Below are 11691 nucleotides of genomic sequence, written 5' to 3'. Positions count from 1 at the left end.
GAGAAGGGGGACGACATGACCGGCAACCCGCCGGCCGCGGACTTCATGAGCGGCGTCCGGCGCGCCTGCACCGGCGACCCGGGGGCAGCGCTCGTACTGCTCGGCAACATCGAGGTCGAACGCGACTGGGCGCGCGGCGAGCCCGGGGTGCCGGCCGTCGGCGACAACGCGCCCAGCCCGGTCGTCGCGCGCATGGACGAGTTCGCGCTGCTGCTCGGCGGGGCGGACGACCACGTGATCCTCAAGTCCGCGCCCGACCCCGGCTATCTGGACTACCTGCGCGGCCTCGGCCTCGACCTGCCGCACGTGCAGGTCACCGACGGCTGCCGGCCCGCGGTCCCCGTCACCGAGGAGGCGCTGGACTCGCCCGGCCTGCTCGCCCGGCTGCGCGGCGTCGCCGCCAGGCTGCTGCCGCACGGGATGTCCGCCGCCGAGGAGGAGCTGTGCCGGCGGGCCGGGCTCACCGCCGCGCTGCCGGACGCGGCGCTCGCCAAGCGGGTCAACAGCAAGGTCTACAGCCGCCGGGTCACCGCCGAGCTGGGCCTGCCGCTGGCCGAGGGCTGGGAGTGCGAGTCGGTCGCGGAGTTCGAGGCGGTCGTGGAGAAGGCCGCGGCCCGGATCGCGGAAGGCGCCGTCGTCGGCGTGAAGGACGCGTACGGCGTCTCCGGCAAGGGCATCGTCGTCGCCGACCGCGCGCGGCGGCTGGAGCAGCTCGTACGGATGGTGCGGCGGCGCGCCGAGCACACCGGGGACGACCGGCTCGCCGTGGTCGTCGAGGTGTGGGCCGACAAGGCCGCCGACCTCAACTACCACCTCACCGTGGGCCGGGACGGCTCCGTGCGCTTCGACTTCGTCAAGGAGGCGCTGACCGCCGGCGGCGTCCACCAGGGCCACCGCTTCCCGGCCCGCCTCACCCCCGGACAGCACGCGGCCGTCGAGGACGCCGCGCGGCTCCTCGGCCGGCGGCTGGCCGCGGACGGCTACCACGGGCCCGTGGGCGTCGACGCCCTCGTACGGACCGACGGCTCGCTGCTGCCCGTGCTGGAGATCAACGCCCGCAACAACATGTCCACCTACCAGACCCGGCTGCAGGAGCGCTGCGTCCCGGCCGGCGCGGTCGTCGTCGCCCGCCAGTACGACGTGCGGCTGCCCGCCCCCGTCCCGTTCGACCGGCTCGCCGCCGCCCTCGGCCCGCTGCTGTTCGACCGCGCCGCCGGCGGCGGCGCGCTCCCCGACAACCACGCCACCGTCAACGCCGCCTTCGCCGGCCCCGAAGCGTCCCCGGCCGCCCCGGCGGACGGCCGCTTCTACTTCCTGCTCGCCGCCCCCGGCCAGGCGGAGGCCGACGCCCTCGACGCCGCGGTGGCCGAGCGCCTGACCGAGTTCGGAGACGTACGATGACCGAGACAGAGACCGGGACCGGGACCGACGACCCGTCCGCCACCCACCGCCAGGGCCTCGCGCTCACCGACCTGGCCGCCGAGTTCGGCACCCCGCTCTACCTCTACGACGCCGACCGGCTGCGCGCGCAGTACACCGGCCTGCGCGAGCGGCTGCACCCGGCGCTGCGGCTCTTCTACTCCCTCAAGGCCAACCCCAACGTCGCCGTCACCCGCACCATGCACGAGCTGGGCGCCGGCCTCGAACTGTCCTCGCTCGCCGAGCTGGCCACCGCGCAGCGCGCCGGCGCCGCGGGCGCGGAGATGCTGTTCCTCGGCCCCGGCAAGAGCCGCGACGAGATCGCCGCCTGCCTCAAGGCCGGCGCCCGGCTGATCGCCGAGTCGCTGCCCGAGCTCGCCGTCATCGACGAGGAGGCCCGGCACCGCGGCGGCACCGCCGAGGTGCTGCTCCGCGTCAACCCGGCCTTCGCGCTCAAGGGCGGCGGGCTGACCATGGGCGGCATGCCGCGGCAGTTCGGCGTCGACGAGGAGACGCTCGCCGCCCTCGCCCCCGCCGACCTGCGGCGGTACGCAAACGTGCGGGTGACCGGCGTGCACGCGTACATGGGCACCCGCATCCTCGCCGCCCCCGCGGTCGTCGAGAACACCCGGCGCATCCTCGCCCTGGCCGAACGGCTCGCCGGGCGGCTCGGGTTCGAGCTGGGCACCGTCGACGTCGGCGGCGGGCTCGGCGTGGCGTACCACGCGGCCGAGAGCGACCTCGACGTGGCCGGGCTGACCGCCGGGATCAACGACGCCGTCGCCGCCTTCCACGCCGCGCACCCGGACACCCGGCTGGTGATGGAGCTGGGCCGCTACCTCGCCGCGCCCGCCGGCACGTACGTGACCCGGGTCCGCTACGTCAAGGAGTCGCGCGGCGAGCGCTTCGCCGTCTGCGACGGCGGCACCAACCACCACATGGCCGCGGTCGGCATCGGCTCGCCCTTCCGCCGCAACTTCCCCATGGCCCGGGTCGGCGGCGGCGGTCCGGTCGTTCCGTGGAACGTCACCGGGCCGCTGTGCACGCCCAACGACACGCTCGGCAAGGCCGTCGACCTGCCCGCGGACCTCGCGCCCGGCGACCTCGTCGCCGTGGGCCGCTCCGGCGCGTACGGGCCGAGCGCCTCGCCCGTGCTCTTCCTCAGCCACGGGCACCCCGCCGAGGTGCTGGTCCGCGACGGCCGCGCGCACCTCGTACGGCGCCGCGACACCGTCGACGACCTGCTGGCGGCGCAGTCGGACTGCGCGCCGTAGCCCCGCCCCCGACCCCGTCCGACCCGTCCGCCACCCCCCGTCCCGCCCGCACCGACGCACCACCGCACCGCACAGGAGGCAGAGCATGACCACGCACGTCGACGAGGCCCGGTCCGACCTTCAGGCCAAGGTCATCAGATCCCTGGAGGTCGTGCTGCGCAAGGACCTCGGCGAGGCCACCGCGCAGACGAAGCTCTTCGAGGAGCTGGGCCTGGACTCCACCAGCGTCCTCGAACTGCTCATGACGCTGGAGGACGACCACGGCATCGAGATCGACCCCGAGACCCTGGAGCCCGAGCACCTGGAGACGGTCGGCGCGGTGTGCGCGTTCATCGAGGTGTCCGCCGTCTCCGGCGCGGAGGGCTAGGCGGTGGCCCCGCCCGTCGGACTGGAGCGGCTCACCACGGTCGGCGCGCCGCCGGCCGGGCACGGCGGCACCACGGCCGCCGACCTCGACGAGTACGCCCGGGACCTGGAGACGGTCTACGGGCCGCTGCCCGACCGCGGCTGGCTGGAACGCGGCGAGCGCGTCTCGTACGCGGACCTCGTGACGGCCGTCGCCGGCGTGCTCGGCGGCCCGGACAGCGGCGTGGACCTGCTGTTCACCGTCACCCCCGTGCCGGACTGCCAGGCCCGGGTGCTGCCCGGCTGTCTGCTGGCCGGGCTGCTGGGCGGACGGCCGCAGGTCGTCGGCGTCAACGACCAGGGCGCGGCCGGGGCGTTCACCGCGCTGCGGCTGGCGCGCGGCCGGATCGCGGGCGGCGAGGCCCGCCGGGCCGCGGTCGTCGTCATGGAGCAGTCCACGCTGCCGCCGGAGCCCGGGTACGCGCTGCCGCCGGGCACCGGCGCGGCCCTCGTGGTCCTCGGCGCGGCCCCGGGCCCGGGCCCGGACTCCGGCGCCGGGCTCGGGCTCGCGGAGCTGACGGTCCGCCGGCTGCCCGCGGCGGAGCGGCACCCGGAGCGGCGGCGGCCGGACGGCTGGCTGCGGCCGTGGTACGAGGCCGCCGTACGGCACGCCGCCCACCCCGGCGCCGCGCTCGCCGTCGCCGACCGGGACGAGGCGCTGGGCTACGACTGCCGGGCGCTGTTCACCCCGGTCCCGGCCGCGCCGCAGCCACCGCCGGGCGGCGCCGCGTACGGGCGGGCACACCCGCGCCGGGCGCCGGGGCCCGCCGGACCCGGCCCGCTCACCACCCCGTTCCCGCAGCAGACCGCACAGGAGGCGTGGACGTGACCGCACCACCACCCCCGCAGCCCGCACCGACCCCCACCGGCGCGGCGCCCGGCGCGGCGCCCGGCCCGGCGCCCGGCCCGGCGCCCGGCGGCGTGCCCGGCACCGCGCTCGGGCTGCGCTGCCGCGCCCGCGCCAAGGCCGAGGGCCCCGCCCCCGCCCTCGCCGAACTCCGCGCCGGGCTCGGCCCGGGCGCCCGCCCCTGGGGCCCCGGCGGACACGCCGTGCTGCCGCTGGCCGGCGCCGGAACACCCGGCGGCGCGCCGGTCGCCACCCTGGAGTTCGCCTCCGGCGACCTCGGGGTGTGGCGCGACGAGAGCCGCCGCGACGGCGCCGCCGGGCCCTGGACCGCGGGGGTGCTGTGGATCCGGCTCGGCCTCACCGAGCAGCTGCTGCGCACCGCCGCCGACTACCTGGCGGGCCGCCGCGTGGGCGGCGAGGTGCTGGCCGAAACGCCGTCCGTACGGACCGTGCTCGGCGAGGCCGCCGCGGACCTCCTGGAGGCCCGCCTGCTGCTGGAACACGGCGCGGACGGCGGCGCGTCGGGCACCCCGGCGCCGCCCGCCGGACCGGCCGCCGCGGCAGCCGCGGCCGGTCCCGGCGCGTCCGCGCACGACCCCCGGCCCCCCGGCGCCGCCGAGCCGGGCTCCGCCGCCCGCGCGGCCGACGTGCTCGTGCGCGCGCAGCGCACCGCGCTGCGGCTGCTCGGCGCCTCCGGCTATCTCGACGACGGCCCCGGCCGGCTCGCCCGCGCCGTCGACCTGCTGGCCGACGTCCACCCGGTCGCCGCCGACCCGGCGACCGGCCGCCCCGCCACCGAGGTGAGCCCATGACCGCCGCACCGGCGCGCACCGCGCCCGCCGTACCGCGCACACCGCCCCCCGACCCCGCGCGGCTGCGCGCCGCCGTCGAGGAGTACGCCCACGCCTTCCGCGCCACCGCGCTGGCCATGGACCGGCCCGGCGCCGACCCCCGGACCCTCAACCCCGTCGTCCGCGACGCCTACTTCCCCGTCCTCCTCGGCCTGCCGCCCGCGTACAACCCCGACCCGCTGATCGTCGACGGCCGCCCCTGCCACCTGCACTCCTGCGTCGAACGCGCCGTCGTCTACGAGCGGCTCGCCTGGGGCGACGCCGCGCTGATGGTCGCCGCCCCCGGCCCGTCCCTCTCCGGCGTGCTCACCGAGGAACTGGGCGACGACGACCAGAAGGAGCGCTACTACACCACCCTCGCCGCCCGCCCCACCTGGACGTTCTTCGCGCTCACCGAGCCGCACGCCGGCTCCGACGCCACCGCCCTGACCACCGCGCTCACCGAGTCCGGCACCCCCGGCTCGTACCGGCTGAGCGGCGTCAAGAAGTACATCGGCAACGCCGTCCGCGCCGACCTCGGCGTCGTCTTCGCCCGCATCAAGCCCGGCCCCGTCGGCGTCGTCGCCGTGCTCGTCGAGCCCACCCGGCCCGGCTTCACCGCCACCGCGCTGCCGACCACCGGGATGCGCGCCATCGGGCTGAGCGAGGTCCGCCTCGACGACGTGCCCGTCGCCCGCTCCGACATCCTCGGCATGCACCTGTCCGCCACCCGCCGCGGCATCGTCGGCGCGATGCGCACCTTCAACCGCGCCCGCCCCGTCGTCGCCGCCATGGCCCTCGGCATCGCCCAGGCCGCCTGGGACTACGCCGCCACGAACCGCCGCGCCCTGCGCGCCGACGAGTCGTCCGCCATGGAACGGCTCCGGCGCCGGCTGGCGGGCACCCGCCGGCTGGTGCTGGCCGCCGCCGAGCAGGCCGACCGCGACCCCGGCGACGGCACGGTCGCCTCGGCCGCCAAGTACCGGGCCGCCGAACTGGCGCTGGAGACCGCCGAGTACGCGCTCGGCCTCTGCGGGCCGGGGGCCCGGCTGGAGCACCCGCTGCTGGACAAGCTGCACCGGGACGCCCGGGCCTTCGAGTTCATGGAGGGCACCGGCACCGTGCAGCGGCTCAACCTGGCCCTGGGCCACCGGAAAGGCAGGATCCTCGATGACTGACGTCAAGGAGCACGGCGACCCGGCCCCGGACCCGGCCCCCGGCGCCGCCCCGGCCCCCGTCTCGCCCGCCGGCCTGCGCGGCCGGCTGCGCGGGCTGGCCGTCCCCATCTGCCTGGGCGTGGTCACCGGCCTCGGCGCCCAGTTCGCCATCTCGGCGCTGCTGGGCAACATGGGCGGCGACGCGCTCTACATCCGGGCCCTGTTCATCCCCGTCTCCTTCTTCTTCCTGGCGCTGGAGGAGGGCATCGAGATCAGCAGCCAGGTCGTCTCCGCCCGCCGCCGCGGCGCCGACGCCGCCGACGACTCGCAGCCGCCGCTGGTGCGCATCGGGGCCATCGCCCTCGGCTGCTTCGCCGTCGCCGCCGCGGTCATCGCGCTGGCCGCGCCGCAGATGGCGGGGACCCTCGACGTGGACGCCGCCTCGCACGACGACTTCGTGCTCTTCGCCCGGCTGGTGGCCGCGTCGTTCCTGCTGGCCGTCCTCACCTCGGTGGTCGCGGGCACGCTGCGCGGCTGGGGCAGCGCGCGGTCGGCGTCGGTCATCACCATCGCGGTCGCCGCGATGCAGGTCCTCGGCGTGTGGCTGCTCGGCTTCTACGCCGGCATGGGGGTCTTCGCCGTGCCGGCGTCCATCGCCGGCGCCTCGGTGGTGGGCCTGGCGTCGGGGCTGGTCCTGCTGGCCCGCAACGGGCTGCTGCGCTTCGGCGGGCGGGCGGAGCCGCTGCGGCAGACGGTGTCGATCCTGGTCACCGTCGGGGTGCCGGTGGCCGTGTCGTACCTCTTCATCGCCGGCATGAACTACACCTCGCTGTGGGTGCTGTCGGACTTCGGCTCCGACGCCGTCGCCGGCTACGGCGGCGCGCACGCCATCCAGGTGCTCTCGCTGTCGCCGGCGATCGCGCTCGGCTCGGCCGTGGCCATCACCATGAACCAGTCGCTCGGCGCCGGCGAGGGCCACCTGCTGCGGCCGATCCTGCGCGAGGGCGTGCGGTACGTGCTGGGGGTGTACGCGCTCCTGGCCGTCGCCGGCTTCGCGCTGGCCGGGCCGCTCGGCCGGCTGATGAGCGACGACGGCGGCACGGCCGCGTTCACCGACGACTACCTGACGATCGTCGCGCCGAGCTGGCTGGCGTTCGGGCTGCTCAACATGGTGACGATGAGCCTTCAGCAGGTACGCAACGGGCACATCACCATCGCCTCCGACATCTTCTATCTGGGCGCCGTCAACGTCGGCGGCGGCCTGATCGCCCGCGCCGTGGACCACGCGGAGGCGTACTTCGCCGCCCTCGCCGCCGGCAACGTCGTCATCGGCGGGCTGCTGCTGGCGACGGCCTGGCAGCGCTTCGGCCGCGCCGCGGAGGCGGCCTAGGTGCCCGGGGACACCTCCGGGGAAGCGGCCGGGGAGGAGGACGGCGGCGCGGTACGGGCCCCGGTGCGCATCTGGGACGTCGACCTGTCCGGCGACGCCGGACCCGCCGGGGAGGCCGCGGCCGACGCGCTGCTCACCGACGCCGAACGGGCCCGGGCCGCCCGGCTCGCCGACCCCGCACGCCGCACGGCGCTGCGCCGCTCGCACGCCGCCGCCCGGCGGCTGCTCGCCGGCGAACTGGGGCTGCCGCCCGGCCGGATCGGCTGGGCCCCCGGCCCGTACGGCAAGCCGGCGCTGACCGGCGCGGGCCGCGGCCGCGCGTGGAACCTGTCCCGCTCCGGGCCGCGCGCCCTCGTCGCCGTCGGCGGCACCGCGCCCGTCGGCGTCGACCTCCAGGCCGAGCACCCGCACGGCGACCCCCTGGCGCTGGCCCGGCGGTTCTTCGCCCCCGCCGAGGCGGCGCAGCTCGCCGCGCTCCCCGCGGGGCCGGCCCGGACGCGGCGGCTGTGCCTGCTGCTGGCGCGCAAGGAGGCGTGGGCGAAGGCCGCCGGCGGGCGGCTGCTGGACGTCCTGCGCCGCGACGTAGGCGGCGTGCCGGCGCCGTACGGGACGCCCCGCCGCCTCGGCGGCGCCGACTACGCCGTCGCCGACCTCACGATCGGACCGGGCTACGCCGCCGCGGTCGCCACCACCGGCCGCACGCCCGGCCGTATCGACTACCGCAGCTGTGACTGGAGGGACCTGTGCGTACGGAACTGAGCGAGGTGGCGGGCCACACCGCCCGCGTGGTCACCGTCGGCATCACCCGCGCGCCCGCCGGGGAGGGGCCCGTGACCTGGGGCCAGTGGGCCATCCGGCGGGCCATGCTCGACACCGAGCCCGACGACCACGGCACCAACGTCAAGCTGGTGCTGCCCGTCGACCCCGCCCTGACGACGGACCGCGCGGTCGAGGCCGTGCGCGGGCTGCTCACCGTGTACGACGCGCTGCGCACCCGCATCCGCGTGGGCGACGGCGGCGTCATGCGGCAGGAGCTCGACGGCGCGGGCACGTTCGACGTGTACCTCTTCGACGTGGAGGACTCCGAGTACGCCGGGGCCACCGGGGCCAACGGAGCCGCCGCGGCGGCGGACGGGCTCGCGGACGCCGTCGAACGCCGGTGGCGGACCGTGCGGTTCGCGTACGACGGGGAGTGGCCGGTGCGCGCCGCGCTGGTGCGCGCCGGCGGGCGGGTGGTGCGCGCGGTGCTCGTGCTCGCGCACGTCGCCACCGACGCGATGGGCCTGACCCTGGTGCACGGCACCCTTGCCGAGCTGCTGCGCGGCGCCGACCCCGCGGCGCTGCGCGCCGCGAGCCGCGGGCACCAGCCGCTGGCGGAGGCCGGGTACCAGGCGTCCGAGAAGGGCCGCAAGCGCGACCGGGCGGCGCGGGCGCACTGGGTGGAGTCGCTGCGCGACGCCCCCGAGCGGCTGTTCACGCGCCGGCCGGGCGCGGACCCGGCGTACCGGCAGGCGGTGCTCGCCTCGCCGGCTCTGCCGGGGGCGCTGCGCACGCTCGGCGAGCGCTGGCGGATCAGCACCGCGGCGGTCCTGCTCGCCGCCGCCTCGGCGGCGGTGGTCCGGGAGTCGCGGTCCGACCGCGCCGTGTTCCAGGTGATGGTGAGCAACCGGTTCCAGCCCGCGCTGCGGGAGACGGTGAGCACGGTGACGCTGGAGGGCCTGTTCACGCTCGACGCGGCGCTCGACGCGGACGCCGGGCCCGCCGGCTTCGAGGCGCTGGCCCGGCGCGCGGCGCAGGCGGCGATGAAGACGTACTACCACGCCTACTACGACAAGTCCGCGCTGCTGGCGGACCTGCGGGCGCAGGACGAGCGGCGCGGCGGGCCGGCGGACCGGACCTGCTGGTACAACGACCTGCGCGACCTGATCACCGAGGCGCGGACGGTGGACCGGCGGGAGGAGGCCGCACCCCCGGAGAAGTCGGTGATCGAGTGGCAGACGCTCGGCCGGCAGTCGGAGACGTCGGTGGCCTGGCACGTGTACAGCAGCAGGCACTTCATGCCGGTGTCCCTGACGGTGGACACCGGGCTGATCGACGAGCCGGCGGCGGAGGCGATGCTGACGGGGTTCGAGGCGCTGATCGTCGACGCGGCGCGGGCCGCGGAAACGGGAGAGCCGGGGGAGTCCGCGGCGGGCGCCGGCGGCCCGGCCGCCGCGGCCGCCGGGGGCGGCCGTGGCCCGGCGGCGCGCGCATGACCCGGCCGCCCGTGCGGCTCAGCACCGTCGTCATGTGCCACCCCACGCGCCTTGCCGGCGCCGAGCGGGTCGCCGCCGAGTGCGCCCCGCTGCCCGCCCGCGTCGTCCGGGACCCGGACCCCGACGGGCTGCCCAGCCCGCTGCGCACCGCGAAGGTCGCGTGGGCGGCGGTCGCGCCCGGGGCCACGCATCACCTGGTGGTGCAGGACGACGCCCGCCTCGACCCCGGCTTCGCCACCCACGTCACCGCGCTGCTCGAACGGCACCCCGACCGTGCCGTGTCGCTGAGCGTGCTGTGGGTGTCGCCGTACAACTCCTACCGGGTGCGGCAGGCGGCCGTCGGCGGCTACGCGGCGGTGCGGCTGGCGCCGTGGGAGTGGGTGCCGTCGCTGGGTCTCGCGCTGCCCGCGGACACCGCCCGCGAACTCGCCGCGTACCTGGCCCGGTTCCCCGACGACACCCGGGACGACGACGAGCACATCGCGGTGTTCTGCGCCGAGCGGGGCATCCCCGTCGTCGCGCCGGTGCCGCACGTGCTGGACCACGGCACCGGGCCGTCCGTCGCGGGTAACGACCACCACGGCGTCCGCCTCTCGGTGGCCCGCGCGGACGGGCCGGTCGGCACCGCCCACTGGGCCGGGCCGGAGCTGGCGGACCCCGCGCGCCACGGCGGCCTCGGCTACGCCGTCGAACTCGTCGCCTCCCGCTGCCACGTCCGGCTCCGCCGGAGCGGCGCGCAGGAGGCCGCGGAGCAGCCGTTCACCTGGCCGTGGCGGCCCTGGTCGGCGCTGCTCGGCGTGGCGCACGAGACGATCGGCGCCGCCGCCCGCGCGGCCGGACCGCCGCCGGCGGCCCTGCCGGCGGAGGCGGCCGGCGAGGTGTGGGCGGCGGGGTACCTGCTCGGGGCGCTCACCCCGGACGCCGGGGACGCGCGGCCGGAGCACCGGCGCGTGCGCGAGAGCGCCCGCGCGGCGGCGCTGCGCAGCTGGATCACCGCCGGGCTGCGGCCGGCCGACCTGGCGGAGCTGGGGGAGGAGGGTCGCGCGGCGGCGGCCGGGTGGGCCGCGCGGGCGGTGGCCGCGGGGCGCGCTGCGCGCGGCACGGAACGCGCTGCGCGCGGCGCGGGCGGACGGGCGGCGGATGAGGGCGTGCGGGCCGGGTACGAGGGCGTTGCCGAGGCGTGCGGGAGCACTTCGGTGGCCCAGGGGGACGCCCCCGCGGCGGATGAGGGCGTGCCCGAGGCGTGTGGTGCGGGGGTGCGGGCCGGGTACGAGGGCGTTGCCGAGGCGTGCGGGAGTGCTTCCGTGGCGCAGGGGGACGCCTCTGCGGCGGACGAGGACGTGCCCGAGGCGTGTGGTGCGGGGGTGCGGGCCGGGTACGAGGGCGTTGCCGAGGCGTGCGGGAGTGCTTCCGCGGCCCACGGGGACGCCCCCGCAGCGGACGAGGACGCGCCCGCCGGGCGCGAGGCGGCGAACCGCGACGGCGCCGGGCGCACCGCCCGCGCCGCCGCGGCCCACCGGGCCGCGGTGGAGCGGATGGCCCGCCGCGAGGCCCGCCTCCTCCTCGGCACCGCGCCCGGGGAACTGCCCGACATCCGGCTCAAGGTCGTGCCCTGCCCGGAGCACCCCGCCGCCGGCGACGACGCCGCGCTGCCCACCCGCGACCTGCCGGTGCGCTGGCTCGGCGAGCACCTGAGCGAGGCCGCCGGCGACTCGACGCTCGTCGTCCTCGCCTGCGAACGCCTCGAACCCCGCCCGCTCGCCGGCCTCGCCGCGCTCGTCGACGGCGGCTGGAAGGGCACCGTCGAGACCCGCGCGGCCACCGCGGTCCGGCTGCGCGCCGCCGGGCTGCGCGGCGCGGCGCTGACCGCGGCGGTGGACGACGCCGAGCGCCGGTTCGCGGCCGGCGACGGCGGCACCGTCACCCTTCCGGCGGCCTGCCGCGCCGCCGGCGGCACCCCGCGCCGGATGTGGCCGCACGACGACCCGGAGCTGTCCGCGGACGACTCCCGCTACGCGCGGCTGCGGCTGCGGTTCGTACTCCAGACCGCGCCGTAGCCGCGCGGCAGCAGACCCGCCGTACCCGAAGGGGCGGCCGGAGCCCGGTGGACCACC

At 77.9% G+C, this 11691-nt stretch carries 10 protein-coding genes; all 10 read left to right on the top strand.

Features of this window, described 5'->3' with window-relative positions:
- Positions 1-15 precede the first annotated feature (15 nt).
- The 10 genes from ACHZ99_RS07755 (at position 16) to ACHZ99_RS07710 (ending at position 11634) form a co-directional block, all read left to right on the top strand.
- Complete coding sequence (locus tag ACHZ99_RS07755; RefSeq protein ID WP_420303638.1) at positions 16-1401, top strand: hypothetical protein; 1386 nt, start codon at positions 16-18, stop codon at positions 1399-1401.
- Entirely contained in the window at positions 1398-2693 is a 1296-nt protein-coding gene (locus tag ACHZ99_RS07750) for a type III PLP-dependent enzyme (protein ID WP_420303637.1), read from the top strand. The genes ACHZ99_RS07755 and ACHZ99_RS07750 overlap by 4 nt, the downstream gene beginning before the upstream one ends.
- An 85-nt stretch (positions 2694-2778) precedes the next feature.
- Complete coding sequence (locus ACHZ99_RS07745) at positions 2779-3060, top strand: acyl carrier protein (RefSeq protein ID WP_420303636.1); 282 nt, start codon at positions 2779-2781, stop codon at positions 3058-3060.
- Between the two features lie 3 nt (positions 3061-3063).
- Positions 3064-3927: a hypothetical protein gene (locus tag ACHZ99_RS07740; RefSeq protein WP_420303635.1), complete on the top strand. Its 864-nt coding sequence runs from the start codon at positions 3064-3066 to the stop codon at positions 3925-3927.
- Positions 3924-4757 (top strand): acyl-CoA dehydrogenase family protein, encoded by an 834-nt coding sequence (locus ACHZ99_RS07735; RefSeq protein ID WP_420303634.1) that lies wholly within the window; start codon positions 3924-3926, stop codon positions 4755-4757. Before ACHZ99_RS07740 ends, ACHZ99_RS07735 begins: the two co-directional genes overlap by 4 nt.
- Positions 4754-5953 (top strand): acyl-CoA dehydrogenase family protein, encoded by a 1200-nt coding sequence (locus ACHZ99_RS07730; RefSeq protein ID WP_420303633.1) that lies wholly within the window; start codon positions 4754-4756, stop codon positions 5951-5953. The genes ACHZ99_RS07735 and ACHZ99_RS07730 overlap by 4 nt, the downstream gene beginning before the upstream one ends.
- Positions 5946-7322, top strand: coding sequence for an MATE family efflux transporter (locus ACHZ99_RS07725; protein WP_420303632.1), 1377 nt, complete (start codon positions 5946-5948; stop codon positions 7320-7322). Before ACHZ99_RS07730 ends, ACHZ99_RS07725 begins: the two co-directional genes overlap by 8 nt.
- Complete coding sequence (locus tag ACHZ99_RS07720; protein ID WP_420303631.1) at positions 7323-8081, top strand: 4'-phosphopantetheinyl transferase family protein; 759 nt, start codon at positions 7323-7325, stop codon at positions 8079-8081.
- Positions 8066-9577: a condensation domain-containing protein gene (locus ACHZ99_RS07715; RefSeq protein ID WP_420303630.1), complete on the top strand. Its 1512-nt coding sequence runs from the start codon at positions 8066-8068 to the stop codon at positions 9575-9577. The genes ACHZ99_RS07720 and ACHZ99_RS07715 overlap by 16 nt, the downstream gene beginning before the upstream one ends.
- A complete protein-coding gene (locus ACHZ99_RS07710; protein WP_420303629.1) occupies positions 9574-11634 on the top strand; it encodes a hypothetical protein in 2061 nt (686 codons plus the stop codon). The genes ACHZ99_RS07715 and ACHZ99_RS07710 overlap by 4 nt, the downstream gene beginning before the upstream one ends.
- The last annotated feature ends 57 nt before the right edge of the window (positions 11635-11691 follow it).

Source organism: Streptomyces sp. MAR4 CNX-425, from assembly GCF_048656465.1.
GTDB lineage: Bacteria > Actinomycetota > Actinomycetes > Streptomycetales > Streptomycetaceae > Streptomyces.
This window is presented reverse-complemented; position numbering and strand designations above follow the sequence as displayed.